Annotated in this window: 29 protein-coding genes; 15 read left to right on the forward strand and 14 right to left on the reverse strand. The window is 49.0% G+C overall.

Annotation, left to right across the window (positions count from 1 at the left end):
- Positions 1-71: 71 nt before the first annotated feature.
- From V7051_RS19750 to V7051_RS19770, 5 genes are all read left to right on the forward strand, one after another.
- Positions 72-308: a BrnT family toxin gene (locus tag V7051_RS19750; protein WP_333877969.1), complete on the forward strand. Its 237-nt coding sequence runs from the start codon at positions 72-74 to the stop codon at positions 306-308.
- Positions 305-505, forward strand: coding sequence for a hypothetical protein (locus V7051_RS19755; RefSeq protein ID WP_292432192.1), 201 nt, complete (start codon positions 305-307; stop codon positions 503-505). The genes V7051_RS19750 and V7051_RS19755 overlap by 4 nt, the downstream gene beginning before the upstream one ends.
- 181 nt (positions 506-686) lie before the next feature.
- Positions 687-920 (forward strand): hypothetical protein, encoded by a 234-nt coding sequence (locus V7051_RS19760; protein ID WP_333877973.1) that lies wholly within the window; start codon positions 687-689, stop codon positions 918-920.
- Between the two features lie 86 nt (positions 921-1,006).
- Positions 1,007-1,312, forward strand: coding sequence for a PIN domain-containing protein (locus V7051_RS19765; protein WP_333877975.1), 306 nt, complete (start codon positions 1,007-1,009; stop codon positions 1,310-1,312).
- A gap of 19 nt (positions 1,313-1,331) precedes the next feature.
- Positions 1,332-1,706 (forward strand): DUF3574 domain-containing protein, encoded by a 375-nt coding sequence (locus V7051_RS19770; RefSeq protein ID WP_333877977.1) that lies wholly within the window; start codon positions 1,332-1,334, stop codon positions 1,704-1,706.
- Between the two features lie 88 nt (positions 1,707-1,794).
- On the opposite strand, the gene V7051_RS19775 is transcribed toward V7051_RS19770, so the two are convergent.
- From V7051_RS19775 to V7051_RS19785, 3 genes are all read right to left on the reverse strand, one after another.
- Complete coding sequence (locus V7051_RS19775) at positions 1,795-2,661, reverse strand: hypothetical protein (protein WP_333877979.1); 867 nt, start codon at positions 2,659-2,661, stop codon at positions 1,795-1,797.
- Between the two features lie 80 nt (positions 2,662-2,741).
- Positions 2,742-3,710 carry a peptidoglycan DD-metalloendopeptidase family protein gene (locus V7051_RS19780; RefSeq protein WP_333877980.1) on the reverse strand — a complete coding sequence of 323 codons (969 nt, stop codon included), beginning with the start codon at positions 3,708-3,710 and terminating at the stop codon, positions 2,742-2,744.
- Between the two features lie 41 nt (positions 3,711-3,751).
- Positions 3,752-3,922 (reverse strand): hypothetical protein, encoded by a 171-nt coding sequence (locus tag V7051_RS19785; RefSeq protein WP_333877982.1) that lies wholly within the window; start codon positions 3,920-3,922, stop codon positions 3,752-3,754.
- Positions 3,923-4,078: 156 nt separating this feature from the next.
- Between V7051_RS19785 and lnt the strand changes: the two genes are divergently transcribed.
- Entirely contained in the window at positions 4,079-5,689 is a 1,611-nt protein-coding gene (gene lnt, locus V7051_RS19790; RefSeq protein WP_333877984.1) for an apolipoprotein N-acyltransferase, read from the forward strand.
- Between the two features lie 82 nt (positions 5,690-5,771).
- On the opposite strand, the gene V7051_RS19795 is transcribed toward lnt, so the two are convergent.
- From V7051_RS19795 to V7051_RS19805, 3 genes are all read right to left on the reverse strand, one after another.
- Positions 5,772-6,053, reverse strand: coding sequence for a hypothetical protein (locus V7051_RS19795; protein ID WP_333877986.1), 282 nt, complete (start codon positions 6,051-6,053; stop codon positions 5,772-5,774).
- 158 nt (positions 6,054-6,211) lie between these two features.
- The gene (locus V7051_RS19800; RefSeq protein WP_333877987.1) at positions 6,212-6,589 is read right to left on the reverse strand and encodes a rhodanese-like domain-containing protein; all 378 of its coding nucleotides are present in this window, start codon (positions 6,587-6,589) and stop codon (positions 6,212-6,214) included.
- 106 nt (positions 6,590-6,695) lie between these two features.
- A complete protein-coding gene (locus V7051_RS19805) occupies positions 6,696-9,380 on the reverse strand; it encodes a bifunctional acetate--CoA ligase family protein/GNAT family N-acetyltransferase (protein ID WP_333877989.1) in 2,685 nt (894 codons plus the stop codon).
- A 149-nt stretch (positions 9,381-9,529) separates the two neighbouring features.
- On the opposite strand from V7051_RS19805, the gene V7051_RS19810 reads away from it, so the two are divergent.
- Positions 9,530-10,120 carry a hypothetical protein gene (locus tag V7051_RS19810; protein WP_333877991.1) on the forward strand — a complete coding sequence of 197 codons (591 nt, stop codon included), beginning with the start codon at positions 9,530-9,532 and terminating at the stop codon, positions 10,118-10,120.
- Positions 10,121-10,141: 21 nt separating this feature from the next.
- Here the strand turns inward: V7051_RS19810 and V7051_RS19815 are convergent, their stop codons facing one another.
- The gene (locus tag V7051_RS19815) at positions 10,142-11,824 is read right to left on the reverse strand and encodes a glycoside hydrolase family 17 protein (RefSeq protein WP_333877992.1); all 1,683 of its coding nucleotides are present in this window, start codon (positions 11,822-11,824) and stop codon (positions 10,142-10,144) included.
- A 269-nt stretch (positions 11,825-12,093) separates the two neighbouring features.
- On the opposite strand from V7051_RS19815, the gene V7051_RS19820 reads away from it, so the two are divergent.
- The 3 genes from V7051_RS19820 (at position 12,094) to V7051_RS19830 (ending at position 14,755) form a co-directional block, all read left to right on the forward strand.
- On the forward strand, positions 12,094-12,495 hold the full coding sequence (locus tag V7051_RS19820) for a group I truncated hemoglobin (protein WP_333877994.1): 402 nt from the start codon (positions 12,094-12,096) through the stop codon (positions 12,493-12,495).
- A 61-nt stretch (positions 12,496-12,556) separates the two neighbouring features.
- Complete coding sequence (locus tag V7051_RS19825; RefSeq protein WP_333877996.1) at positions 12,557-13,528, forward strand: FAD-binding oxidoreductase; 972 nt, start codon at positions 12,557-12,559, stop codon at positions 13,526-13,528.
- 12 nt (positions 13,529-13,540) lie between these two features.
- Entirely contained in the window at positions 13,541-14,755 is a 1,215-nt protein-coding gene (locus tag V7051_RS19830) for an HPP family protein (protein ID WP_333877998.1), read from the forward strand.
- A 170-nt stretch (positions 14,756-14,925) separates the two neighbouring features.
- Here V7051_RS19830 and V7051_RS19835 read toward each other — a convergent pair whose 3' ends face one another.
- Positions 14,926-15,828 (reverse strand): MerR family transcriptional regulator, encoded by a 903-nt coding sequence (locus tag V7051_RS19835; RefSeq protein WP_333878000.1) that lies wholly within the window; start codon positions 15,826-15,828, stop codon positions 14,926-14,928.
- Positions 15,829-15,919: 91 nt separating this feature from the next.
- Here V7051_RS19835 and V7051_RS19840 point away from each other — a divergent pair, with 91 nt between their 5' ends.
- The 5 genes from V7051_RS19840 (at position 15,920) to V7051_RS19860 (ending at position 21,595) form a co-directional block, all read left to right on the forward strand.
- A complete protein-coding gene (locus V7051_RS19840) occupies positions 15,920-17,086 on the forward strand; it encodes a sigma-70 family RNA polymerase sigma factor (protein ID WP_333878002.1) in 1,167 nt (388 codons plus the stop codon).
- Between the two features lie 34 nt (positions 17,087-17,120).
- Entirely contained in the window at positions 17,121-18,281 is a 1,161-nt protein-coding gene (gene hflK / locus V7051_RS19845) for an FtsH protease activity modulator HflK (protein WP_333878004.1), read from the forward strand.
- Positions 18,278-19,138: a protease modulator HflC gene (gene hflC / locus V7051_RS19850; protein ID WP_333878005.1), complete on the forward strand. Its 861-nt coding sequence runs from the start codon at positions 18,278-18,280 to the stop codon at positions 19,136-19,138. Before hflK ends, hflC begins: the two co-directional genes overlap by 4 nt.
- A gap of 24 nt (positions 19,139-19,162) precedes the next feature.
- Complete coding sequence (gene ftsH / locus V7051_RS19855; protein ID WP_333878007.1) at positions 19,163-21,058, forward strand: ATP-dependent zinc metalloprotease FtsH; 1,896 nt, start codon at positions 19,163-19,165, stop codon at positions 21,056-21,058.
- 105 nt (positions 21,059-21,163) lie between these two features.
- Positions 21,164-21,595, forward strand: a complete 432-nt coding sequence (locus tag V7051_RS19860) for a hypothetical protein (protein WP_333878009.1) — start codon at positions 21,164-21,166, stop codon at positions 21,593-21,595.
- A 57-nt stretch (positions 21,596-21,652) separates the two neighbouring features.
- On the opposite strand, the gene V7051_RS19865 is transcribed toward V7051_RS19860, so the two are convergent.
- From V7051_RS19865 to V7051_RS19890, 6 genes are all read right to left on the reverse strand, one after another.
- On the reverse strand, positions 21,653-22,321 hold the full coding sequence (locus tag V7051_RS19865) for a thiopurine S-methyltransferase (protein WP_333878011.1): 669 nt from the start codon (positions 22,319-22,321) through the stop codon (positions 21,653-21,655).
- A gap of 409 nt (positions 22,322-22,730) precedes the next feature.
- Positions 22,731-23,423 carry an MOSC domain-containing protein gene (locus V7051_RS19870; protein ID WP_333878013.1) on the reverse strand — a complete coding sequence of 231 codons (693 nt, stop codon included), beginning with the start codon at positions 23,421-23,423 and terminating at the stop codon, positions 22,731-22,733.
- A gap of 188 nt (positions 23,424-23,611) precedes the next feature.
- Positions 23,612-24,337 carry a TIGR04282 family arsenosugar biosynthesis glycosyltransferase gene (locus V7051_RS19875; protein WP_333878015.1) on the reverse strand — a complete coding sequence of 242 codons (726 nt, stop codon included), beginning with the start codon at positions 24,335-24,337 and terminating at the stop codon, positions 23,612-23,614.
- Positions 24,276-24,656, reverse strand: coding sequence for a GIY-YIG nuclease family protein (locus tag V7051_RS19880; protein WP_333878017.1), 381 nt, complete (start codon positions 24,654-24,656; stop codon positions 24,276-24,278). Before V7051_RS19880 ends, V7051_RS19875 begins: the two co-directional genes overlap by 62 nt.
- 88 nt (positions 24,657-24,744) lie before the next feature.
- Positions 24,745-25,536 (reverse strand): sterol desaturase family protein, encoded by a 792-nt coding sequence (locus tag V7051_RS19885; protein ID WP_333878019.1) that lies wholly within the window; start codon positions 25,534-25,536, stop codon positions 24,745-24,747.
- Positions 25,524-26,213, reverse strand: a complete 690-nt coding sequence (locus V7051_RS19890) for a TIGR04283 family arsenosugar biosynthesis glycosyltransferase (protein WP_333878021.1) — start codon at positions 26,211-26,213, stop codon at positions 25,524-25,526. Before V7051_RS19890 ends, V7051_RS19885 begins: the two co-directional genes overlap by 13 nt.
- Positions 26,214-26,268: the final 55 nt, after the last annotated feature.

Raw genomic sequence — 26,268 nt, forward strand, 5'->3', positions numbered from 1 at the left:
AAGAATTACTCACTGAATTGGAATTTAGTGGCGGCTCTTGTTAACTTGCGCTATCGCTGTATTTAGGAAAGATGTCTATTGATTTTAGCAGCGCCGCCTATGTGTTTTCCGACCCTTTTGCCTTGAGCATACCTGATGATGAACATTCGAAAACGGAAGAACGTTGGCTTTTATTGGGCAAAAGCTTGAATGAACAAATGCTGTTAGTTGTTCATACCTTTCGATATGATGATGTCGTCAGAATTATTTCCGCCAGAAAAGCAACGGCTACCGAGACCGCTACTTATATGAAGAGGCTTACAAAATGAAAGAAGAATATGATTTTTCTAATGCCGAACAAGGTAAATTTTACGTGCCTGTTGAAGACGTTCAATTACCGATATATTTAGATAAGGACGTTATTCAATATCTTAATGAAAAAAATTTAACGACGCAGGAAAGCTTGCAATCATTAGTCAATGACTTATTGCGTAAAGACATTGAAATCGCCAAAAGAGTGGCCTAAGCGGGATATGGTTTGCAACCCCGTTCTTAACGATTTCGCGATGTCTGCACTAAGCGGTTACACTTAACTAACGCAAAATGTGTCAGACGGAGCAACTGCCCCGTCCGACTGTGAAGAAATTAGGTATGAAGTAACAAGTAAAAAACAAGCCACCTTGAAGCAGTATTTATAGGAGAAAACCATGCAAGCTATAGAATTCGAAACGCATCTTGAAAACGGTCTGATTCACTTGCCTGTTTCTTACCAACACTGGCAAGAAGGCAAACACGTTAAAGTCATTGTGTTAGTCGATGAAAGTGCGGACGACCGATCAGAACAACAAAATCGGAAATCGATCAACCACCACGCCGGGAAAATCAGCCTGACCCAAGATCCTTTAGACTTTCAAAAAGATATACGAGATGAATGGGCATGAGTATCGTTTTAGATACCAACGTAGTGCTCTATTTTTTAGCGGGACGTTTCGCAGAACCTTTGCCACAAGCTGATTTTTATGTGTAAGTGATTACCGAAATTGAATTATTGTCCTATCTATTACTCAAGATGGAGGATGAAACTGAAATTCGCTCTTTCTTAAACGATGTAACGATTATTGATTTAACTGAAACGATTAAACAATCCGCGATTGCTTTACGTCGCCAATATAGACTTAAATTGCCTGATGCTTTAATTGTGGCCACTGCACATAATTTAAACGCAGAGTTGTTCACTAATGACATTAAGTTGCTGAATATAAGTGAGTTATCTATAAAATCTTTGTTACTAAAATCTGTAAGGCGAATTATTTGTAGGTTGATTCGCTGCTAAGCAACCCATCGCAACTGCTATGAAAAACTATCTATTGTTATTTACTGTCTTAACCTGTTTAGGCTGCACACCCGCCAACCAACTGAACCGTTTTTATTTCGGCATGAATAAACCCGCCGGTGGCGCAGTCAGTGACCGGGAGTTTAATCAATTTTTGCAGCAGGAAATCAGCTCGCGTTTTCCTAAAGGTTTAACGCTGTTTGAAGCAAAAGGGCAATGGCAAGGTGCAAACGGTATGATTGAGCAAGAAAATAGCCGAGTGGTGGAAATCGTTTGTGATGATAAGCAGGAGAACCGCGACAAGGTCGCGGCCATCGCAGCAAAATATAAAGCATTGTTTGCACAAGAGGCGGTGATGGTCATTAAAAGCCAGCCAGAAGTTGTCTTTCATTAATAATCAACGTTATAAGACCAATTCGAGACAGTATGCCGCCCCAGTGGTCCGGATGATTTAACTTGGTTTTTGCCCGGATTTTTCTCAGCTATACAGCGGGCAAATTAAATGCCTGCTGCTGATCCAGCAACTGCTGTAAAAATGGCATATCGTGCATGCGCTTGGCTTTACGGTATTGTCGACAGTAACGCAGCGCTTGCTCCGGGTCATCCGTAAGCAGCGCGGTCATATGACATTGCTGCAAATTAGCAACCACCCTGTCTTTCAATTCGGTCGGCAACACCGTCCGATGCTCCAAACGCAAATATTGCTCAGCCGGCTTGAAACAGTCGGCGATATTCATGCGCAACATATAATCCATATTGCTGTGTAAACGTACCTGCCCGTTTGCAGTATACGAAAACAACGGAAATAGCGGCGCCAGTTCCGGTAAAAGAAGATTGGGATAAAACGTGCATTGCCAATACCGTTCGCCTATTTTCGCAAAATGGCTGAAATCGCGTAAATTGACAAAACCGGCAGCCTGTAGCGGCAAAATTTCAATCTTCGGCTTCATTATATCGACCGTATCATTGGCCACATCGACATAATAATTGCCCAGCTGAAAAGCATTCTGAAAATATTGCTCCCGTAACGCCCCCCAAACCCGGCGTGCTTCGCCGCCGCCGATAACAAATTGATGCAATGCATTCATCGCCTCGGATTGCGGTTGTTGAATGCCCTTTTGCAGATAGCCGTAGACAGTACGGCTGATTTCCAGACAACGCCCAAGCGGATAGGGCTTGGGCGACTGGGTAAATTGAACGGATAATTCAGCGTCGGCAAGTTGACGCAATATCGACAATTCATCGTGAATTATCGACAAGTGAGGCGTCAGCCATTGCTCGGATAGTGCTTGTTGTTTCAGGTCGATTGGGAGCAATTGCTCGCCCAGTAAAACGCTTTGTTGATTCATTCGTTAATGCTTTTTGATTTTGACAGATGATTCAGCCGATTGTGAAGACGGGCACAGGAAAAGCGCTTGTTCGGTAAACATCATTCAACAGCGTTACCCATCCGGGATGGAGCGATGCCTTTAAGCCATACGTGAACTTTCGGTTCCACTGCTTGACCTTGCTGATCGATAAAAGTAAACGGCACTGAAACCAGCTCCATCCCTTGGTTAATCTGAACCGCGAAATGCAAATGCGGGCCGGTGGAAAAACCGGTGTTGCCCGAATAGCCGATCAATTGCCCGGCCGCCACGGCCATCCCCGGATGAACCTGTGCTTTCTCCAGTTCCAAATGGGCATAAATCGCCATAGAGCCATCATCGTGCAAAATCCTGATGTTATTGGCTTCGGACGTGTAGACTTTATTGGTGCCGCCGTTATAAAAGTCATCTTCGGCTTCCAGGACGATGCCCGACCGGGACGCGTAAACCGGTGTACCAACCGGCATCATAATATCGACGGCATATTTGTTCTGTTCGTCGTTATGACTGAAACTGCCGCCAAAAGCCTGGGAAATTTGAAACGCTGCATTGGGAGCTATCGGCGGCAAATAGCTTGCTTTAGAGCTGTAATGCGATAAAGGACTGCCGATGATATAGCGGTATTTGAGCGCCAGCCGCCATGACTCTTGCTCATTGAGAGCATTTATTTGAAAAAGAGTGTCCGATTTTCCAGGCTCAACGACAAACCGTCCAGGCAGCTCGGGCGTGGCTTTAACATTGTCCCGTTCGGAAAAGTTGATTTCAACTTCGACCGGGCCTGCATAATCATTGCGAATATAATACTGCGGATGCCGCTCTTCGCCCGACTGCAATAGCCAGACTAATTGCTTGGGTGCGACTTTAAGCTGTCTGACCTCAAGTTTTTGTTGGTCCTTGTTTCGAGCCGCTTCGGCCGGATTATCGGTAAAATGGAATATGCCTTGCTCGTCCTGAAATTTATAGAGTTTTTTGCCGACGGCATTAAGCGAACACAGCGACAATAGTACAAAAATAAACAGGGATATTTTCATGGCTTGCCTCATACAAAAAATATGTGCGGCAATACCAACCTTTATTCTTCAGGCTGGCTCGGAAAAAAAGGGTCAGCGATCAGGATTGGGATAAACAGTGCAATCATTACCGCAATTGCAATAAAAGCAGGGTTGACAATTCCTGCCAACCAATAGGCTATTACGCTTCCCCACACCATGCGCATTGGTCCGGGCATTTTAACAACTTTCACAATATGCTCCTTATAATAAACAGGGGCGTGGGATATGTTTGATATTGACGGATTTCCCACTTAAGACGGGACAAGCAGCAAAACTATCCCGTGACGTTTTTGATATTATGACAGTTAATTTCAATGAGCGTTCATTTACAAGTTTAAAAATAAAACATGAAATACTCAAACAGTCGGTATTGGGATTTTTGCGCCCCAATTGCCGGTATTTTATTCACGTTATCTTTTGCTCCTTTTGATTATTCCTGTTTGACGCTGGTAGCGTTGGGGTTTTTATTCGCTTCTTTCCGGAACATATCGACTAAGCGTGCAGCCATGCGCGGCTATTTATTCGGCTTGGGCGCATTCGGTTCCGGGGTATCCTGGGTCTATATCAGCATGCACGATTTTGGCGGAGCCGGTATGCTTGAGGCGAGTCTGCTGACCGGCTTGTTTTCTGGTTTTTGGGCGATATTTCCGGCTCTGGTCGGTTATCTTTCGGTAAAAATAAATCCGGTAAATAAGGCAGCGGTCCGGATCTTGTTAATGCCGCTTATTTGGATATTCGTTGAATATCTTCGGGGCTATTGGGTGTTCAACGGGTTTCCCTGGTTGCATATTGCTTATTCCCAATTGGAAACGCCTCTGGCTGGATATATACCGGTATTGGGCGTTTACGGTACCGGTTTTATTGCGGCATTAACGGCCTCAATTACTGTGGAAGTTTTTTGCGTGATTAAATGGTCGGATATTTTGCTTTTACTAAACGCCAGCCGGGGAGTAGGAGTAAATGTAAAGCCTGTATTTCCTTTATCTTTAGGTGACGGCTTTATTGATGCCGGGCGATTGAAATCGCCCCTACAGCTAATCATGGTGCTTGTTGCTTTGTGGGGCATGGGCGGCTTACTGCGGAATATAAGCTGGACATATGAAATCGGCCATCCGATTCGCGTTTCGATGATTCAAGGCAATATCGCGCAGGATCAAAAGTGGCGGCCTGAAAACAAAATAAATACGCTGTTGAAATATAAAAGGATGACTGAAGAACACTGGGATTCCAATATCGTTATCTGGCCGGAAACGGCGATTCCCGCCTATCTGGAGCAGGTTAAAGATGCTTTTTTAACGCCGTTAAGTAACGACGCCAAGCTGCACAATACCGATTTAATCATCAGCGTCCCAGTGCAGGAAACGAGCCCGAAGAAGAACTTCAATGCCGTGATAACCTTAGGCAACGAAGAAGGCATCTATCGTAAAACCCATTTATTGCCTTTTGGGGAATATTTGCCGCTACAGCCCTTATCCGGTTTTGTGCTGAACAAGATAAATATAAGACTGGGGAATTTCACGCCCGGGGCGCTAAACCAGCCTTTGCTGAAAGCGGGCGGTTATCCCTTTATAACGTTGATATGTTATGAAGACGTATTCGGCGACCTAAGCATTCGAGGATTGCCTGACGCCGCTTACCTGGTTAACGTGACCAATGACGGCTGGTTCGGCAATTCGATAGAGCCGCACCAGCATATGCAAATGGCAAGAATGCGGGCGATGGAAACCGGGCGCTTTTTGTTGCGGGCGACAAATACCGGTATGACCGGGATAGTTTCGCCAAAGGGTGAAATTATCAATCAGGCTCCTTTGTTCCAGGAAACAGCGTTAACCGGAACGATAATCCCGATGGGTGGCATGACGCCGTATGCGAAATGGGGCGACAAACCGGTTATTTGGGCAATGGTTATTTTATTGCTGGGTTTGATGGGTTGGGGCAAAAGATGTAGGCCGGGATAAGGCCATCCAAGGGGACGTGCCGGAAATGCCGGTTCTCGCTGCCGCTCGAACCGGCTTATTCCAGCCTACAGGGCTGTTATACTTATTCCCCGGATTTTTCTTTAGCCTTCTTCGATATCCATTTCGAATAGAAGTATGCCCCACCCGAAATGATCCCGGTAACCGTTGCGGCAGTCCCGATGATCGGAGCTGCGGTAACGATCAAAGGTGCGCTCGTTATTCCAAGAGCGACGCCTATCGCACTGAATCCGGTTGGTGTAGCTAATGCTGCACCCGCCGCTACAATGCTGGAAGTAATGCCTAATCCCATCGACACAGTTTCTATTTTGTCGGCAACTCTTTTGTGATTTATTCGAGTTTTCATTGTCACGTTCTCCAAATCCGAGGGCTTTCATAAATCGGTGATGCCCAACAAATTATTATCTAAAACTAATATTTTACATCCCTTCTTAATGATCCGGGAGCGGGGTTTAAATCCCGTTCGGCAGAGAGTTTCCGTACTCAACAGCAAAGCGCATCTGTTTATTCAAAACCAAAACCCGCTTTTTTCCAAGCCATTGCTCCTCCTTTAAGATTAGTTAAGTTATCGTAACCTAATCCATGAAGAGACTTTGCCGCAGCAATTCCCATCGGGCCGCCCTCGCAATACAGATAAATGGCTATGTGTTTATCTGCTGGAAATTTGTCTTTGTATTTCTCGATTTCGTTATAAGGAATAAAAAGATCAGTACCTTTGATGTGCTTTTGTTCGGGCGTGTGAACGTCAACCAGGAATATATCCTCATGTTGCATGAGTTGGTTCAATTCAGTCGCGCTTATCACTTTCAAATAATCAGGTTCTTGAAACATACAGCCACTTACAATGAACATAACTGCCAGGATGTAATTGCGTTTTTTCATACCTTAGACCTCGACATTCAAATGCTTTCAGATAATTAGGGGGAAAAACGATTATCCATGATCATGACGCATTCGCAAATTCCGATCGTTGTCAGGCAGAGATAAATTACTGCCGCAAATCCTTAACAACCCGCACCACTTCCTGATCGCCGGCGATTGTTTCAATGCTGAAGCCTAGCTTGCTCACCAGCGATAACATTGGCTTGTTAATAGCCAGTACTTCGCCTTCAAAGAACGCTATGCCTTTGGATTTGGCTGATTGTAACAAGGCTTTCATCAGCCGGGTGCCTATGCCCATGCATTGACAGTCGTCGGCAACGACCAGCGCGAATTCCACCGAATGGCCGTCCGGGTTGGCCATATAACGGCCCACGCCCAATTCATCCGGCAGATTGACATCTTCGGTGACCGCAACAAAGGCCATTTCGCGGTCATAATCGATTTGGGTGAAACGCACGATCATTTCCGGCGTCAATTCCTGCAAGGCCTGCATAAAGCGGAAATACTTGGTGTGTTCGGATAAGCGATGCACGAAATCCTTTTCCATGCCCGCATCTTCTGGGCGGATGGGCCGGATCATAATATTCGCGCCGTTCGATAATTGATGGTGCTGGATTAATTGATGCGGATAAGGATGGATCGCCATATGCGAATAAGCGGTCAGTTGATGCGACGTTTCCGCTTTAATCCGGGCATCAACCGCCATGACGCCGTGCTCATCGACGATCAGCGGGTTAATATCCAGCTCTAAAATTTCCGGCAGCTCGCTGACCATGGTCGATACATTCAGCAACACATCGACCAGCGCTTGTTTATTGGCGGCCGGCAATTGGCGGAACGCCTCCAAATATCTGGCCGCCTTGGTTTTGGCAATCATTTGCTCAACCATATAGGCATTCAGCGGCGGTAGCGCGACGACACTGTCCTTTAATATTTCGACCATCGTGCCGCCCAAGCCGACGCTGATTGCAGGGCCGAATACAGGGTCCCTGACCACGCCAATCATCAATTCACGGCCGCTGGGCGATTTGAACATCGGTTCAACCGTCATGCCGACTTCGGTAACTTCGGGATGTTTTTGTTTGATTGCGGTTTCCATTTCCAGGTAATGGTGCGAAATTTCCTGAACGCTGTTGATATTAAGCCGTACGCCGCCAATATCGGATTTATGGCTGAATTCGGCCATATTGACTTTTAACACCACCGGAAAGCGCATCGTTTCCGCTGCAATCATCGCATCTTTGGCGCTGGAAACCTTGATCGTCTGGTTGACCGGAATATGGAACGCGGCCAGGATGGCTTTGGCTTCCTGCGCGGTTAAGACCTGTCGGCCTTCCGCAAGCACCCGTTCAATAATTAAGCGCGCACCGGTAACATCGGGAGCCGCCAGTTCGTCGGTAGTAGGCGATGGGATTTGTTTCAGCAGGATTTGATTTTGGTTATAACTGGCCAGGAATGAAAACGCATCGACAGCGATTTCCGGCGTACTAAAGTGGGCCACTTTACTGTTGGCGAAAAGGTTGCGGCCTTCCTGAACCCGCGCGCCGCCGGTCCATGAAGCCAGAACCGGTTTCTTGCTGGTTTTGGCGCCCTCAATGATGCATTCGGCGACCTGCGTCGGATTGGTCATTGCCTGGGGCGTTAGAATGACCAGTATGCCGTCGATATTTTTATCTTTAAGGCAGATTTCCAGCGCTTTCTGGTAACGCTCGGAAGTCGCATCGCCCAGAATATCGACCGGATTGGCATGAGACCAATGTATCGGTAAAACCTCATCCAGTGCGGTGACGCTGGCGGGGCTCAGTTCCGCCATTTGCACGCCGACATCCTCGGCGCGGTCGGTACTCATCACGCCGGGGCCGCCTGCGTTGGTGATAATCGCCAGACGGTCTTTTTTAACCACGTAGTTGTTGGCCAGCACGCGGGCCGCGGAAAACAGTTCATTAATACTGTAAACCCTGACCACACCGGCCCTTGCAATCGCCGCATCGAACACATTATCGCCGCCGACCATCGCGCCGGTATGCGACATTGCCGCCTTGCAACCGGCTTCATGGCGGCCGGATTTAATCAGGATTACCGGCTTTAGCCGCGCCGCCGCTTTAAGGCCGCTCAAAAAACGGCGGGCGTCGCGTATGCCTTCGACGTACATCAAAATGCCGGTGGTTTTGCTGTCGGTCGCCAGATAATCCAGCACCTCGCCAAAATCGATGTCCGCCGCGCCGCCCATCGATACCACGGTTGAAAAACCGATGTCCTGGGATTTTGCCCAATCCAGAATCGCCGTGCATACCGCACCGGACTGAGACAATAGTGCCAGACTGCCGTCTTTAATCGTGCCGTCGCCGAAAGTTGCATTAAGCTGTCCGTTGGGGCGGGCAACGCCGAGGCAGTTCGGGCCGATGATACGGATGCTGTAACGATGCGCGATGTCCAGCACTTCCTGTTGCAGCCGCTTGCCTTCCGCGCCCAGCTCGCCGAAGCCTGCGCTGATAATGATGACTGAAGTGACGCCTTTTTCGCCGCACTGGCGCACAACGCCCGGAACGCTGGGCGCGGGCGTGGAAATTACGACCAGGTCGATATCCTCGGGAATGGCGTTCAGATCGGGATAGGCCTTTAAGCCTAATAAGGTTTCGCGTTTGTTGTTGACCGGGTAAAGCCCGCCCTTAAAGCCGGCCTCCTGCATATTAAGCAACAGTCGGTAGCCTACGCTTTCTTCGCGCTCGGATGCACCAACGATAGCAACGGATTTGGGGGTAAAGAAACGGTTCAGATAATGAGGGCCCATTGATGCTCCAGAAATAACGGAAAGAAATGCGGTTTATAGGTCAAAATTCTAGCATTGTTAGCCTGTCGGCCTGATTAAATTTTAATGACCGAGCCGTAAGCGGCGCGATAAATTGATACACTAGTGTTTTTGATTTGGCGGAAAGTATTTTGAAATATTTGATAACCCAACCAAGCAGGGCGTACCGCACTCTCCTTCTGATCATCTCACTGTTCAGTTTAATGATTCATCAACCGGCACTGGCTCATAACGGCGTCGATCACAACAATAGCTGTTTCCTGACCGTGGGCGATACCCAATTACGAATAAGCGGTTACCAGTTCCAGCCGGAGCTGGAAGGCAAACACTTTTGCCATTTTTTTCCTGAGCTTGGACAAATAGCGCTGGCGGTGGAACCGCTGGAAGAGAAGCAGGGTAAGACCTTAGTCACACTGGAATTGGCGGCATTGACCTCATGGTTAAATCCCTCGGAGGCGTTTACCGTAATTAAGCAGCAGCCCGAGCAAGCTATCGATACCGGTCTTGCTTCAATTTCGCAAACCATCCGGCAGCGTGGCATCTACAGGCTTAATATTATGTTGAAGGATGATATGGGGCATCAACAGCAACAGCGCTTTGTATTCCTGGTGGGCGTTCCGGTCACTAAAATACTGGTGATGATAGCCGGTGGGCTATTGGTTTTGGTGATCGGGTTTGTTGGGATAAACGCTTTAAAAGCGAAGGTCGAGGATAATAATTAAGCACCTGCAAAAACGCATGTTTTAAGCCTGAACTTTATCGGCGGCTTTGGTCCGGAATGGGACGGACAGGATGGACAACCAAAGCAACCAGGTCAGCAACTGCCGGTTATGAAAGGTATAGCCTAACGCGAACGGCAAGCCTTCGTAAAAAAACGGATGTTCCAACATGAAATCATGCCCTTCCATAAACGACTTGGTCTCGCCCAACACCAAGGCGATAGCGCCGATGCTGATCAAGTAGACAAGAATGCGATCGTGACGGGTTGATAAATCCGCGCCGATGAGACTGTCGAATTCCAAAATTTGGTATTTTAACCGCCGCTGACGAATCCACAGACAAATCATCAAACTGCATATGCCAAGCGCAGGAATAGCGAATTGCTCGACCGGAAAGCTCAGATAGCGCCCATTGAAGGCTAGACTATAGGTTTTATAAAGCGCCAGCAGTATGAAAAACAGGTAGCCGCTTCTCAATCGGGCCGCTAATTGCTGCACATCCGGCTTGCCGGCCAAAACATCATAAAAGCGTTGGATCAGCAATCCGGCCAATGCCGTATTCGCGGCAATCATCGATAGCGTGTAAGCACGCTGCCAATGGCTGTAACTGGTGTGCCACAGAAAGTTCGCCAGCGTTATCAGGCAAACGCCGAGCACTTGCGTCAAGGTTAAAAACACTAGCACACGGGGCAGAGAAACATCTTGCAGTCTTTTAGAGTAAACCGCGACAATCAGTAACCACAAGCCTGTCGTTAAAGCAAAATGCAGCGGCCAAGCGGGGTTTTCGCAGACCGGGCCGGTTAAAGGGAAAATCGGTTTACGATCAGCCGACAATAATCCCCAATTAGCACCGGCCACGCCTTCAAAATCATTTTTCCAGGGTTGATTGAAGGCTTCGATGATGTTGTAGTCGAAGTTATGGCGAGTGGCTACCTGAAGCAGGCTGCGGATAAATTTGGCTGAATTGACCACGCTCGGTACAGCGCTGCCGCGCTGTCGCCCGACACTGGGCCAGCCGGATTCCCCGATCAGGATAGGCTTGTTTTGCCCCATGCTGAGCGCTTTATCCTTGATCTGTTGAACGACCTTCTCAATATGGCCGGCTGCGCGTTCAACCGGAACCGGCTCGTCTTCCCAGTAAGGCAGTATATGGATGGTAATAAAATCCACTTCATTGATCAGCTGGGGGTATTTCATATAGATCGACCAAACATCGGCGTATGAGACCGGTTGTTTAACCGCCTGTTTGACCTGCCGGATATAACCGATCAGGCTGTCGATATCCATGTCGCGCCGAAGCAATACCTCATTACCCACGATGATGCGTTGGACCACATCGGGGTGCGCATTAACCGATTCGATCAATGCGGCGATTTCTTTTTTATTGTTGTTATGGTCAGGCCCCAGCCAACCGCCCTGAATCATCTTGACGCCATATTTACGCGCAATATCAGGCGTGGCTTCGCCACCCAGCGTGGAATAAGTGCGTACGCTATAAGTCTTATCCGCTAATAGCCCCAAATCTTCGTCAATATGCTCAGGTAACGGAAATTTAAAGCCTTCCCTGGACGATGCAAAAGATAAGCTCATCAGCTTGCCGGCCGGTACATCGGCACCAGCATCCTGTGGCCGGTTGGAAAACCAGTCGATAGCGCCGTGAACAATAATGATTAAAATCAGGCAAAGCAGGATGCCGGCAGTTTTCATAGCTAGATGAATTAAAGTTAACAGATGGCTTTTAAAATCAATGGGTAAAGAATTATACGGCTTTTGGCATTTGCTGGAGAAGTCAGAAGGCATCATTGCAGTAAGGGAATTGAACTCCGGCAATTAACAGGAGCAGTGAAAAACAGTTATAACTTAAAAATAAGTTTTAACGCATTTAAGTTGTATAAGATGTATTAAGTTGCTATTCTTTGTTCGTCGCCAACCGTGTTTGGTTACCAACAGGATATATAACAATTAAGGACATCATAATGACTGACATAAAAAACAATGAGGAAGTAATCATGAGTAAAGCGCTTTACGAAAGAATAGGCGGAGAACCGGCAGTCAATGCAGCCGTTGATATTTTTTACCGAAAGGTTCTGAACGATGATCGTATCAACCATTTTTTCGACAACGTTGACATGGAAAAACAAGCGGCCAAACAAAAAGCTTTTTTGACGATGGCCTTTGGCGGTCCTCATAACTATACCGGGGAAGACATGAGAAAGGGTCATGCGCACCTTGTTAAGATGGGCTTGGACGACAGCCATTTCGACGCCGTTGTAGAAAACTTGGGAGCAACTTTGAACGAATTAAATGTCCCGCAAGAGCTCATTACCGAAGTGGTGGCGATATGCGAAACCACACGCAACGATGTATTAGGCCGATAATCACAACAATACGGCTTCATGACCTTTAAAAGATTATGAAGCCGGTTTAAACGGTAGAGTCATGTACAAATTAACGATTGAAGAAACGGCTTATTTTTGCCAACCGGATGAAACAGTGCTGGATGCGTTGTTACGCGAAAATGTTAATATTCCTTACGCCTGTAAAAAAGGCACCTGTCACAGTTGCATGGTGCGCAGTCCCGATACCCCGCCGCCGGAAGCCGCTCAGGCCGGTTTAAAGAGCACATTAAAAAAGCGTAATCACTTTCTTGCCTGTCTGTGTCACCCGGAACAGGACATGGTTATTAAACTGCCGGATCAATCGGAGTTCTATACTGAAGGAACGGTTGTCGCGAACGAAATGCTCAATAGAAATACGCTGCTGCTGATCATCGCTTTTAAGGATGCGTTCGAATTTAATGCCGGACAATTTGTTAATTTACAAAGACCCGATGGGCTGACGCGCAGCTATTCGATTGCCAATATCCCGCAACAATCGAATACTCTTGAATTTCATATTCGCCGCTTACCCAACGGCAGGTTTAGCGAATGGCTGCATGATGAAATCAAAGTAGGGGACAGCATTGCGGTATCCGAACCGCGCGGACATTGTTTTTACCTGCCCGAAAGACACGAACAAGGCCTGCTTCTGGTCGGCACGGGAACAGGCTTGGCGCCGCTGGCCGGTATTCTGACCGATGCGCTTGCACAGGGTCATACCGGTCCCATTTACCTGTTTCATGGCAGTCGTGAAGTTGAAGATCTTTACCGTGTTGATGAAATGCGCCAACTTAGCGAGCAGCATGAAAATTTCCAATACATGCCTTGCATATCAGGCAAGCATGTTCCTGAAGGTTTCATCCACGGACGTGTCAACGACGTTGCGTTGGCTTCTCTGACCGATTTAAAAGGCTGGCGCATATTTCTCTGCGGCCATCCTGAAATGGTCAACCAAATGAAAAAAATGACCTTTCTCAAAGGCGCCGCATCTGCCGATATTTACGCGGATGCTTTTACCGTTTCACCGACTTGAAGGATGTCGCCGATGATGAACATTAAGCCGTTTTTTCGATTTATAACTGTTGATCCGGTCGGCTTAAGCCGCAAAGGCAAGCTTATTTCCGTTATTTCATGTTTCAGCGTGATCTTGCTGACCGCATGGATAACGCAGCAATTCAGTTCAAACCCGGCATACCCGATTGTTGTTGCCTCTATGGGCGCATCCGCGGTGATTTTATTCATCATTCCCAATAGTCCGCTTGCGCAACCTTGGCCGCTGGTTGGCGGGCAACTGGTATCAGCTCTCATCGGCGTAATATGCGCGCAGGTATTTACCCATAGCGTTTTCGCATCGGCTTGTGCGGTCGGTGGGAGTGTTCTGGCCATGCTGTTGTTTAAATGCTTGCATCCGCCCGGCGCAGCGACAGCCCTTACGCCGGTCATGGCGGGCGATCCGATTACTTCACTGGGATATGGATTTGTGCTGATGCCGGTCGGCTTAAACGTAGCCATCATGATGATTATGGCGATTGCGATTAACCGCTGGCTATTGCGTCATGAATATCCCAGTATTTCTTACCCAACTAACGATAAAAAGCATCAACGCAGTACCGACATTCAAGCTTCTCAGCGCACCGGCATTTCAGTACAAGATGTGGGGCAAGCGTTGGAAAACATGGATATGTTTATGGACGTCTCTACTGCGGATTTAAGCAAATTATTGACTCATGCCCAGATGCAAAGCTTTAAACGCTATAGAGGCAATATCACCTGCGCCGATATTATGGTCAGGAATATACTGACAGTCGAATACGGAACAGAAGTTGAAGAAGCCTGGAAAAGCATGCAGTACGAAAAGCTCAAAGCCATGCCGGTTATTGACAGGGCGAGGCGTGTTATCGGCATTATTACCTGGAACGACTTTTTTAAGTTTATTAGCGTGGGCGCTGATGAAACTTTTCAGGACAAGTTTCGGGCTTTTATCCGCCGTACTCCAAACGTATCGACCGATAAACCCGAAGCAGTCGGGCATATTATGACGACCTCCGTTTGTGTGCTGCCGGAAAATACCCATATAGCCGATCTTATTCCATTGATGTCAAATCAGGGTTACCGGCAAATTCCGATTGTCAATCACGAAAATCGCTTGGTCGGCATGGTATATCAGGCTAATTTAATTGCGGCGCTTTATAACGAACAACTAATCAAACTGGCGCGCGGCGGCAATGTCGTAAGCTTGGGCAAAAAATACAGTAATTAAGAGAGGTCTGCTTTCAGCATCGCTCGTAACCCTCCGAATCTGGACAGTATAGTAAAAACCTATTGTTCTATAGAAAGTCATTATTATACAAATATTTAGCTTCAAGATATGATTGCCGTAGATTTAAACCCGGCAACGTATACCTCTTAAACGCTCTACGGAGCGCGCTATTAAGTCTTATCCAGCAGCATCCATTGCCGGGCTTTACTGTAAAAATGATCGATGTCTTTGATCAGTTCGCAGCCCGGCGATGTCGAATGCGGGTGCCAATATTGCGCGCCATTGCCGCCTATCCAGACAGTCGCGGTCGCTGTTTCTTTTGCCGTGAGGACGATTTGCAGTTGTTCGATGGTGTCCGGTTCGGGCGGGGTTTTCACTAAACCGATGACGATGATGTCGGGTTGTAAATGGTGAGTCGCTTCGACAATATCCTTACCGGGCAAATTCGCACCCAGGTAATAGCATCGGTATTGCTGAGCGGCCGCCAGCAGGCAGCTCAGCAGGATGCCGCATTCATGCGGCTCCCCGCTCGGAGTGGCGAACAATATGGCCGGGCTGCCGGCTGATACATTTTGCAGGTTGTTGACCATGCTAAATACGATGCGATTGACGCAACAGGTAAACATATGTTCTTGGGCGATACTCAATTTTTCTTCATGCCAAAGTTCACCTACTTTTTTCAGCGCGGGCAATAAAATGTCACGGGCGTATTCCAAGGGCTCGCTAGCCACCAGCGCTCGCTTCAACAGCTGTTCACAGCGGTCAATACGATAATCCATGAGAGCTTCGATAATCTGGTCCAGCAGGGGATGCGACGAATCTTTATGCGCGGCTTGTGCTTTCTGTTGCAGATCGCGCAACGCATCGCAGTTTAAACCGGCGATTTTGCTGATGGTGTGGCCGTTGCGCGTCAGTTGGGCGAGCAGCGTTAATTTTTCCAGTTCCTGTTGAGAATACAGACGGCGGCCATTGTCGCTACGCGCGGGGCTGATACCCGAGTAGCGGCGTTCCCAGGCTCGTAAAGTCTCGGCAGAAAGTCCGGTCAATGTAGTGATGGTTTTAATTGAGTACATTGTTTATGTTTTGTATATAAAAAAGTTTGACAAATATTGTACAGTTGGAGTAATTTTATTACCACGTTAAAAAACATTAACAGGACAAGTCATGATAGAAGCCGTACTCAATGCCGCTGATCCAGACGCTACCATGCTAAGCGAAGCCGAGCTGCCGACGCTTGCAATGAATATGGAGCAAGCCAGACAGAATCTATTGTTGCTGCTATTGGCAGATGAGGAAGCGTCGGACTTTTTGCTCAAACAGTGGCTGATTCATTTGAATAATGGCCTGGATATTTCTGAAATCGTCAGCGACAGAACAGTCGATGCGATTATTGTACAAGGTGCTAATTTTGTACAGCTTGATCTTGGTCAAACTATCCAGCATTTGCTGGAGAATCCCTCAGCCAGGTCTTCGCTATCCAACCTGCATTTTTTACCCGGCTTTCTGATTGAAGTATCCGTTTTGTGCCAGTCCATGATCATATCTAGACACGAGTACCTGCATAAGCTCGGTCAAGCGGCTCAATCCTTGCGGCGGCTTAGACAGCAAATGATTGCCGATAATATCGGCTTGGTGGCATTTGTCGCCCATAAGCACAAAACCACAGTGCTGAGTTCTGACGATTTGGTGCAGGAAGGCGTGGTCGGCCTGATCAAAGCCGTAGAACGTTTTGATCCTTATCGCGGATTCCAGTTTTCGACCTATGCGCTTCCGTGGATTAAACAGGCCATCTCGCGGTTGATCGTTAAGCAGGAGAAAATCGTACGATTACCGGTGGCTTTGGCCGAAAGAGCAGGCGCGGTATTTGAAGCAATGCGCAAAGCTTATCTGCAAACCGAGCGCTGGCCCAGTATCGAACAATTGAAAAGTCTCTGCGATTTAAGCGAAGACGAAATCAAAACCATCAGGAGTTATTACCAAGCCACCCATTCGCTGGATGCGGTCGAAGATAACGAAGAAGACGAAGGCCAGACGCTGATGGCGCGCATGAAACAACGGCAATTTGCACTGCCGCTGGATGAGTTGATCGATCGCAGTTTGGGCCGGTATCTCGACCAGATAGTCGCAACTTTACCGGATAAGGAAGCGGCGATTCTAACGATGCGATTTGGCTTAAGAAACCACACGGAAATGACCTTGCAGGCCGTTGCCGATCAACTACAGGTAAGCCGGGAGAGAGTCAGGCAGATACAAAATGAAGCATTAAAGAAGCTTAAAAACCAGTTTGGTTGCGACCTGATGCTGTTTCTTGAGCCCAACGACAGCTACTGAACCAGATTGAGATACAGCAACATGAGGAGTGATTATGTCATCAGAAAAACACAACACCACCAAACAAACCCAGCAGCCGGACTGGAAGTTTGAGTTTGAAAAACACTGGAAAGCGTTTTGCCGGAAATCGGCCGACTATTTTCTCAGCCATAAAGACCAATTCTCTGCGTCGAACATTGTCGGCATTGCCGGCGGCGCTTCGTTGCTGATCTGGCTGTCCAGCGGCGTCTATATTATTGACGAAGGTAATCGAGGCGTGGTTTCCCGCTTTGGCGCCTACAACGAAACGACCCAGCCGGGGCCGCATTGGCATATTCCCGCGCCGATCGAGAAGGTCGCAATTGTTAATGTCGAGCAGCAACGTTTTATCGAAGTCGGTTACCGGGATACCGGCCGAGGCAGCAAGTCGGCGCTTATTCCGCAAGAGTCGTTGATGCTGACGACCGACGAAAACATAATCAACGTGCGATTGGCTGTGCAATACCAAATCAACAATGCCAGGGATTATCTATTTAACGTCAAGAACAACGAAGCCGTACTGAAGCAGCTGACCGAAAGCGTCGAGCGTGCGGTGGTCGGCGGTAATAATATGGATTATGTATTGACCGAAGGGCGTAGCGATATTGTTGCAGAGATCAAACGCGACATTCAGGCCGCAATGGATGACTACAAAGCCGGAATCATTATTGCCAGCGTCAATTTGCAGGACGCCCAGCCGCCGGAAGAAGTGCAGAGCGCTTTTGAAGACGCGATTCGGGCACGGGAAGACAAGCAGCGCTTGATTAATGAGGCCGAAGCCTACAGCAACGAGATTATTCCGAAAGCGCGCGGAGCGGCGTCTCGTCTGTTGCTGGAAGCGGAAGCCTACGAAGCGGAAAAAGTCGCCAAAGCCAAAGGCGAAACCGAGCGCTTCGACCAGTTGCTGGTCGAATATGAAAAAGCCCCGGCGATTACCCGCAAACGTTTATTCCTGGAAGCCAGGGAAAAATTGTTCAGCAGCACCAATAAGATCATTGTCGATGCCGGTCAAAGCGCACCGCAGTTGTATATGCCTTTGCAAAATACGGCCTCGCACCTGACGGCGGAAAGCAAAGCGCCGGAAGCGCAAATCACTACCGAACCCGCTGCAACTGAAAAAAATAACAGCCCCAAAGCGGCTATCAGCAACTTACGTCCAAGCCGGAGCAAACCATGAGCAGAACACAAATCTTGTTGCCGGTCAGTTTCAGTCTGTTACTGCTGGCCTATCTATCGGTTTTTTATGTCAACGAACATGAAAAAGCCATTTTGTTTCGTCTTGGTCAAATGGTCGTTTCAGACTTTAAGCCGGGACTCCATGTTATGACCCCCATCATTAATAATGTCAGTACATTTGATGCGCGTGTGCTGACCTTGGATGCTAAGTCCGAGCGTTTTCTTACCTCCGAAAAGAAGAATGTGATTGTTGATTCGTTTGCCACGTGGCAAATAGGTGATGTGGGTCTTTTTTACACCACGGTCGGCGGCGATGAATATCAAGCCAATTTGCGCCTCGACCAAATCATGAAAGACGCGATGCGTAGTGAATTCGGCATTCGCACGATCAAACAGCTGATCTCGGAAGACCGTAGCGAATTGCGCCGCACCTTGCTGCACAAACTATCGCCGGTGGCCGCCAAGTTCGGCATTGAGCTGATCGATATCCGCATCAAGCGTATCGATTTGCCGCAGGAAGTCAGCAATTCGGTTTACCAGCGCATGCGCGCCGAACGGGAGCGGGTGGCGCGGGAGTTTCGTTCGCAAGGTGCGGAAACCGCCGAGCAAATCAGCGCCGAAGCCGATAAGCAAAAACAGGTGATTTTGGCAAATGCCCGGCGCGATGGGGAAAATATTCGAGGTCGAGGCGATGCCAAATCCGCCGATATTTATGCGAAAAGTTTCGGCAAAAATGCCGAGTTCTATGCGTTTTATCGCAGCTTGCAGGCTTATCAGACAGCGTTTGAAAAGACTCAGGATACCCTGGTATTAAAGCCGGACTCCGATTTTTTCAAATACTTTAGCAATGAAAATTGATTGCCGCCCGGAAAGGAGAAAGTTATGAAGACATATTTTGTTCGCATCGCGATATTAATATTGGTCGGCATTTTGTTATACGGCGTGTTCAGTCGCTCTTCGCCGGACTCCGAACAAAATTACGCGGTGTCCTATTCGGACTTTATCGACAGTATACGCAACCGTAGCATTTCGGAAGTGGTGATCGACGGCAACAGTGTGGAAGGCCGCCGCACCAATGGCGAGCGTTTTACCACTTACAATCCGAATGACTCACGGCTGATAGACGAACTGTTGGAATACGGCGTAAAAATCAAGGTTGAGCGGCCGCAGATACCTTCGACTTTTGTCCAGATCCTGATTTCCTGGGCGCCTATGCTGTTGTTGGTCGGCTTGGCTGTTTACTTCATGCGCAAGCAAACGGGCGGATCAGGGCAAATGGGTTTTGGTAAAAGCCGAGCCAAACTAATGGCCGAAGATCAGATCAAGGTGCGTTTTTCCGATGTCGCCGGGGTTGAAGAAGCCAAGCAGGATGTCGTGGAAATGGTCGATTTTCTAAAAGACCCAGGTAAATACGAAGTGTTGGGCGGCAAAATTCCGCGCGGCGTGTTGATGGTCGGCCCGCCGGGTACCGGTAAAACCCTGTTGGCGAGAGCGATTGCCGGTGAAGCCGGGGTGCCGTTCTTTTCGATCTCCGGTTCCGATTTTGTGGAAATGTTTGTCGGCGTCGGCGCCTCAAGGGTGCGCGATATGTTCGTTGAAGCCAAAAAGCGTGCACCGTGCATTATTTTTATCGATGAAATCGATGCGGTCGGTCGGCATCGCGGCAATGGCAGCACGGGCGGCGGTAACGACGAGCGCGAACAAACCTTGAACCAGTTGCTGGTCGAAATGGACGGCTTTAGCGGTAACGAAGGCATCATTGTGATCGCCGCGACCAATCGCGCCGATGTCCTCGACAAAGCCTTGCTGAGACCGGGCCGGTTCGACCGTCAGGTGCAGGTTAGTTTGCCCGATATCAAGGGCCGCGAGCAAATCCTCAAAGTGCATGCCGACAAAGTGCCGTTGGCCGATGACGTGAATATCAACGATCTGGCGCGCGGCACTCCGGGCTTTTCCGGCGCGGAGCTTGCCAACTTGATTAACGAAGGCGCTTTGTTTGCCGCGCGCAGCAATCAGCGCGTAATCACGATGAACGATCTCGACAAAGCCCGCGACAAAATGATCATGGGCGCGGAAAAGCGCACTATGGTAATGACCCGGGACGACTTGTTGATGACCGCTTATCACGAGGCCGGTCATGCGATTGTCGGCCGTATCGTGCCGGACCACGACCCGGTCTATAAAGTCAGCATCATGCCGCGCGGCGGCGCATTGGGCATCACCATGTTTTTGCCCGAACGCGACCAATACAGTGCCAACAAAGATAAGCTGGACGGCCAAATCTCCAGCCTGTTCGGCGGCAGGGTCGCGGAAGCGTTGATTTACGGCAAAAACAAAGTCACTACCGGCGCGTCCAACGATATTCAACGCGCGACACAGCTGGCGCGCAACATGGTGACCAAATGGGGCTTGTCGGATCGTCTCGGGCCTATGGATTACGGCGATAACGAAGGCAGCTATATGGGGCCGCAAGCCAAGCCGATGTCCGAGAAAATGGCCCAAATCATCGACGAGGAAATCCGTCATGTCGTCGATGAAAACTACCAACGCGCCGAGCAAATTCTGAAAGACCACATCGATATCCTGCACAACATGGCACACGCCCTGCTGGATTGGGAGACTCTGGACAAGCATCAGATCGACGTATTGATGCAAGGCCGGATGATTGACCCGCCCGAGCCGGATGTAGAAGCCGATCAACCCTTGGTTGGCGAAATTACGCTGGATGACGGCGACCGTAGTAAAACCTCGAAAGACTCGCATATCGCGGCTTCTTAAATCAAACCTATTAGGCCGGGGATGATGCCCCGGCTAACCTGTCCTCCTCTATATGCCCTTCAATCACCTAATTAGCGAAGGGCATCTTTTTCTATGGAGATGATCATGATCGCCAAATTTTTTAATCACAAAAGTCTGCAATGGCTAAGCCTGTTGACGGCAATCAATTTTAATGCCGCCGTTATTTTTCTGCTGGTTGTCAGTCTTATTTCCGCGGGCGGCAGCTCATTATTTTTTGATAACAACAGTGAACTTTATGGGCCGTTGGCCAGCAACTTGCGTTTGATGCTGATTTATTTAACGCTGAGTCAATTCAGCGCTTACTGTTTTTGCAGCTATATCCAGAACTATCGCCTGTTAATAGGGGTAGGCCTGTTCTGGGTCATGCTGATGGGCTCAATCGAATTTTACGGGATGGTAAACCAGATTCCCATAGATGAAGGCTATAGCTCTCTTTTTCTATATTTGGGCTTGTCTAACCTGGCCTATGGCGGGTTTATGGTTTTAAACAGGTCTCAGTTCCGGGATATTGATTAAGGCAGCGAAGAACCCATCGTTGGAGATCATCAGGCTTAGTAAAGGGTAGCTTGATGATCATGATCTGGTGGAGAGCCGGTAGACCTTGTACTCTGTACGTTCCGGCGGATTATCCGGCGCTTCCGGATCAATCTCGAACACGCTCTCAACATGGGCCAAGTTGATCTCGAAATCCTCCGAGTATAGTGATTTGATTTCTTCGGAAACGCCAAAGGCTTGGCTTGGGGTTTCTTTTTCTTCCGCGTCCTCAGTGGTCAGCAGAAAAACATTGGTTGTATCCTGTACGATCAGCCTCAAATGGGCAACATAGAGCAGGCGGATGTCTTCGGGCAGCGCGGTCAGCGCTGCCCGGTCATAAACTGTATCGATCTGTCCCAGATCGCCCATGGTCAGCGAGAAGTAATCGCCGCATAGAATGCTGAGCTTTCCATGTTCCCACAGAGTGAATTTACCGACTTGCCGTCGAGTTGGCTTCAGGCGGTTCTCCCGAAAAAAGGCCCGAACTGCAATAGGACTCAACTCAACGCCGATGACTTCGTGCCCCTGTTTTGCAAGCCAGATCATATCCAGGCTCTTGCCGCAGAGGGGGACAAACACTCGGCTTCCCAGAGCCAGGTCAAGACTGGGCCAGAATTTGGTAAGCAGGTGATTTACCGTTTTCTGGTTGAAATCGGTTCGCTGATCCCGCCAGCATTGTAACCAAAGGACATTGTCGCGGCCGGTCATGATGGCTCCAACGCCAGTGATTGCGTAAACGTTAGAAAATGTTTTAAGGACCAGGAGATGCTTGCGAGTTTCGCTTTGCTTGGTGAATCGGAGTTTAGCAAACAACGGATCAGGGTGTTCGTCTCACCGACAGTGATGACAGAGTAATCGGGCATAGGGATTTGTTCTCATGGGGAGCGGGTTATGTCAGGAAAATGATCTGATCGAACGGGCAGAACACTTCATGAGAAGAATCATGCAGGCCGAAAAGGCACTTGCGATGACCGCCCGAAAGATCTGTTTGGGCGGAGGATATCAAAGAGTAGCACCCCGGATACCAGAGTTGCTAGGGAATAGTGATTATTGGTTTGATTTTTGGCGGCCGTAAGTCATTCGTAGCATCGAATATCGCTCCGTACCGCAAGGCATGTTATCCAAGAATTCCGGAGTTAGTCGGCGCCGCTACCGACTCAGCGCAGGCGCGTCCACGCACCAGTTGCACCTCATCACCCACGGTGATTTCGCCGCCTTCAATCACAAAGCAGTTGAGTGCGAGCTTGCCGTCGAAGCGCCGGTAAATGCTGCGGGTAATTTCCTTGTCTTGGACCAGTGTGTCGGGATCGTATGCGGTCATGATGCAGCGCAGACGCAAGTCCTGGACACCGATGAGCACCTCGCCTATGCGCAGGCAACCGCCCGGCCACTCACGCTCGGCCAATCCCTCGACACCGCCGATCACAATATTGGGCCGCAAGCGGCGATGGTCGTGACCGAAGGCGGCGATAGCTCCGTCGGTGGCGACCAGCAAGGGCAGCACATCGAAGCGCTCCACGCCATCGTAGCGCACCAGCTTGGCCCCCGGCCCGGCAATGTTGACTACTTCGACGGCGACCGCGGGGCTGTCCCACGGCCGGTTATCGACCAGCGGTTCGCCATCCGATCCCAACGTACCCTTATGGCCCAGGAAACGCGGATGGGTGCGCGAGGTAATCACTTGCCCAAGAGCATCCTCGACATGTACGACGCGGTCGCCTTCGATGCCGAGCGGTCCGATGCGCACCCGTTGCAGTTTTTCGCCGGCCATGGTTTTGACCGGATATCTCCAGATTTCAGTGATTTTCATAGCCACCTCTACGGATTGATCGACAGGCCTATTGGCTGGCAATGAATAGCTTATACTCGTTTCAATCTTGGTCGACAAGAATGGCTTTTAAGACAATGTCATAGTGCCGTAGATTGGGCTGAGCTACGAAGCCCAACACTTTTCAGCGCCGTTCCGTTGGGCTTCCTTGCGTCAGCCCAACCTACGCACTAAAAGTTTGCAGTTCTCATTCTTGAGGAAAATGTCCGATAGCGACGCAAATCCTCCGGCGTGTCCAAATCCCACTGCTTGCTCAGCTCGTAATGACTAAGCTTGTAATGTTCGATACGGGAGCGGGTTTGGTCCAGCACTCGCGCGGTTCCCCAAGGCATATTATCAAAGAGTTCAGGATGAGGACGGTTGAGTCCGATCAACACATAGCCGCCGTCTTCCGCGGGGGCTAACACGACTTCATCTTCCTGAGTTAAGGCGACTAACGCATGTTCCAGATCCTGTCCGGTTAATGACGGGCAATCGCAGCCCATGAGTAAGGCGTGGGAATAACCGGCAAGCGCCGAGCGAAAAGCGTGATGCATGCGTTGGCCTAAATCGCTTCCTTGTTGTTGCTCGATAGTTATCGGATAAGTTGCTTGCAAGGAGGTGAAAAAATCATGCTCCGTTGTCGGCGAGCACCAGAGTTGTATCGGGCATAAGTTGTCTTTGGTCGCACGTTGCAGCGTTTTTATACTGAGTTCGATATGCAGCTCGGCGGCTTGTTCGGCGGTTAATTCCGGGATTAAGCGGGTTTTAACCTGGCCGGGAACCGGAGCTTTGCAGAAAATCATCAGCACGGCGTTGGGGTATTTGTAGGTCATCAGGTAATTAACAAGCACGTCATCCCGGCATGGATTGCCGGGATCCACGACTGCAAGGATGCAGGAGGTAGAGCAATGCATGGAGCAATTGCCGAGATGCCAAGGATGGCAATGTCAAACCCAGCCACAAGTCCTGCCATAGGGGATTATTCGTTTCAATCAACCGCTTTTTTGCCGTGCGAGACCAATTCTTAAGTTGTTTTTCCCGCAAAATGGCGCTTTCCATTTGCTCGTGTACTTCATACCAAATCAAATTATGTACATTATAACGTTGGGTAAATCCGGGAATTAGATTTTGACGGTGTTGATATACGCGTCCGATCAGATTGGATGTCACTCCGATATAAAGTGTTCCACTAGGACGACTGGCAAGAATATAAACACACGGTTGTTTTTCCATAGGCTCACTCCAGCACATCCCTGTGATCTGGATCCCGGCATTCCCTGCCGGGATGACGTTATTTAGAATTTGTGTAGCTTTAAATGAATCACCGTTGCCGCAACGCCTTAAAAGGTAGGAGCAATAATTGCAAAAAGCCTAATTCATGCTGCTCGCGAAAAGGTTTTAACCCTATATCCATAGCCGTTTGAGGCTGATTGGGTTCGGCAATATAAGTTTTGCACAGCCTGTCCCAGCAGGAAATGGAAAAGCCGTAATTACTATCGGTTTCAGTTGGCAGGGTCGAGTGATGAATGCGGTGCATGTCCGGAGTGATGAGCAACCAGCGCAGTTTTTTATCGATGGCCGGTGGAATATTGACGTTGCTGTGGTTAAAGGTCGCCGCGCCGTTCAGGATAATCTCAAAAGCGATGACCGCCCACGGATTCGCGCCGATCAAAACAATGCACAGCACTTTGTACAGCATCGAAATCATGATTTCCACCGGATGAAAACGCACCGCAGTGGTTGCGTCGAATTCCAGGTCGGTATGATGCACTTGATGCAAATGCCAAAGCAGCGGCCATTTATGCGAAACGATATGCTGGCAATAAATCGCAAAATCAAGAAACAACAAAGTCACGATAATCGACAGCCATTCCGGTGCGGCCAGCCAGTTCAGCAGCCCGTAACCTAGATTTGCGGCAGTTACCGCGCTCAGGAAGGCAAGGCCGCCCAGGCTTAAGCGCATGATCGCTATGTTGAATGCGGCGAGCCCCAAATTGACGGGCCAGCGTTGTTTGCGGTTGATCTGTTGGATTCTTCTGGGGCTGAGATATTCCCAGCCGATCATGATGCAGAAAATACCCAGCGCTGCGGATAAACGGATTATGGTTTCCAAAATTGCCCCCTGGAATAAAGTGCGGCCAATAATTGCGGGTCTGCGCCGAAGAAGTAACGCAGGCGCAGACCCCACATCAGCAGTATAGTCCGGTAAATGCCGTAACGCTCCCATCTTCGACCGGAGCTGGTGACTTTTGCTTTAAGGCAAATCGGTGGGCCGATTGTTTTTAGCGCCTTGCTCAACGCGATGTCTTCCATCAACGCGATTTCGGGATAATGTCCAACGGCTGCAAACGCTTCTTTGGTGACAAAAATCACCTGATCGCCGGTCGCAATGCCGGTCAGACGAGAGCGCCAATTCATCATCCAGGCGATAATTTTTAGCATGAAATGATTGCCGCTTAATTGAATATCGAATCGGCCCCATTGTTTGTTGCCGATGTGTTGTTCGATCAGTTGCAAGGCGTGTTCGGGCAGAGTGGTGTCGGCGTGCAGGAAAATCAATAGTTCTCCGTTTGCATGGCTGGCACCGATGTTCATTTGCCGGGCGCGGCCTTTTTCTGAGCTTATGATCTTGTCGGCCAGATGGGCATGGGGGTAATCAACAATCGGCTGGTCGTGGGCGGCGTCAACGATGATGATTTCGCAATTGTCGCGCAAAGCCTGCAACGGCAGCAGGCATGATGCAATGGTTTTTTCTTCATTCAAGGTTGGGATGATGATCGAAAATTTCATTGGACGAGGTTATTGTTGGTTGTCACTACCATTAAAGTTAAGCGCCGTAGGAGCG

Source organism: Methylobacter sp. (assembly GCF_036845245.1).
GTDB lineage: Bacteria > Pseudomonadota > Gammaproteobacteria > Methylococcales > Methylomonadaceae > Methylobacter_A.

Bases quoted from the DNA above. Each gene is read 5' to 3' on its own strand.
- V7051_RS19750 (WP_333877969.1), top strand. From the start codon at position 72: ATGTCTATTGATTTTAGCAGCGCCGCCTATGTGTTTTCCGACCCTTTT.
- V7051_RS19755 (WP_292432192.1), top strand. From the start codon at position 305: ATGAAAGAAGAATATGATTTTTCTAATGCCGAACAAGGTAAATTTTAC.
- V7051_RS19760 (WP_333877973.1), top strand. From the start codon at position 687: ATGCAAGCTATAGAATTCGAAACGCATCTTGAAAACGGTCTGATTCAC.
- V7051_RS19770 (WP_333877977.1), top strand. From the start codon at position 1,332: ATGAAAAACTATCTATTGTTATTTACTGTCTTAACCTGTTTAGGCTGC.
- V7051_RS19775 (WP_333877979.1), bottom strand. From the start codon at position 2,661: ATGAATCAACAAAGCGTTTTACTGGGCGAGCAATTGCTCCCAATCGAC.
- V7051_RS19780 (WP_333877980.1), bottom strand. From the start codon at position 3,710: ATGAAAATATCCCTGTTTATTTTTGTACTATTGTCGCTGTGTTCGCTT.
- lnt (WP_333877984.1), top strand. From the start codon at position 4,079: ATGAAATACTCAAACAGTCGGTATTGGGATTTTTGCGCCCCAATTGCC.
- V7051_RS19795 (WP_333877986.1), bottom strand. From the start codon at position 6,053: ATGAAAACTCGAATAAATCACAAAAGAGTTGCCGACAAAATAGAAACT.
- V7051_RS19800 (WP_333877987.1), bottom strand. From the start codon at position 6,589: ATGAAAAAACGCAATTACATCCTGGCAGTTATGTTCATTGTAAGTGGC.
- V7051_RS19805 (WP_333877989.1), bottom strand. From the start codon at position 9,380: ATGGGCCCTCATTATCTGAACCGTTTCTTTACCCCCAAATCCGTTGCT.
- V7051_RS19815 (WP_333877992.1), bottom strand. From the start codon at position 11,824: ATGAAAACTGCCGGCATCCTGCTTTGCCTGATTTTAATCATTATTGTT.
- V7051_RS19820 (WP_333877994.1), top strand. From the start codon at position 12,094: ATGACTGACATAAAAAACAATGAGGAAGTAATCATGAGTAAAGCGCTT.
- V7051_RS19825 (WP_333877996.1), top strand. From the start codon at position 12,557: ATGTACAAATTAACGATTGAAGAAACGGCTTATTTTTGCCAACCGGAT.
- V7051_RS19830 (WP_333877998.1), top strand. From the start codon at position 13,541: ATGATGAACATTAAGCCGTTTTTTCGATTTATAACTGTTGATCCGGTC.
- V7051_RS19835 (WP_333878000.1), bottom strand. From the start codon at position 15,828: ATGTACTCAATTAAAACCATCACTACATTGACCGGACTTTCTGCCGAG.
- V7051_RS19840 (WP_333878002.1), top strand. From the start codon at position 15,920: ATGATAGAAGCCGTACTCAATGCCGCTGATCCAGACGCTACCATGCTA.
- hflK (WP_333878004.1), top strand. From the start codon at position 17,121: ATGTCATCAGAAAAACACAACACCACCAAACAAACCCAGCAGCCGGAC.
- hflC (WP_333878005.1), top strand. From the start codon at position 18,278: ATGAGCAGAACACAAATCTTGTTGCCGGTCAGTTTCAGTCTGTTACTG.
- ftsH (WP_333878007.1), top strand. From the start codon at position 19,163: ATGAAGACATATTTTGTTCGCATCGCGATATTAATATTGGTCGGCATT.
- V7051_RS19860 (WP_333878009.1), top strand. From the start codon at position 21,164: ATGATCGCCAAATTTTTTAATCACAAAAGTCTGCAATGGCTAAGCCTG.
- V7051_RS19865 (WP_333878011.1), bottom strand. From the start codon at position 22,321: ATGACCGGCCGCGACAATGTCCTTTGGTTACAATGCTGGCGGGATCAG.
- V7051_RS19870 (WP_333878013.1), bottom strand. From the start codon at position 23,423: ATGAAAATCACTGAAATCTGGAGATATCCGGTCAAAACCATGGCCGGC.
- V7051_RS19875 (WP_333878015.1), bottom strand. From the start codon at position 24,337: ATGCATTGCTCTACCTCCTGCATCCTTGCAGTCGTGGATCCCGGCAAT.
- V7051_RS19880 (WP_333878017.1), bottom strand. From the start codon at position 24,656: ATGGAAAAACAACCGTGTGTTTATATTCTTGCCAGTCGTCCTAGTGGA.
- V7051_RS19890 (WP_333878021.1), bottom strand. From the start codon at position 26,213: ATGAAATTTTCGATCATCATCCCAACCTTGAATGAAGAAAAAACCATT.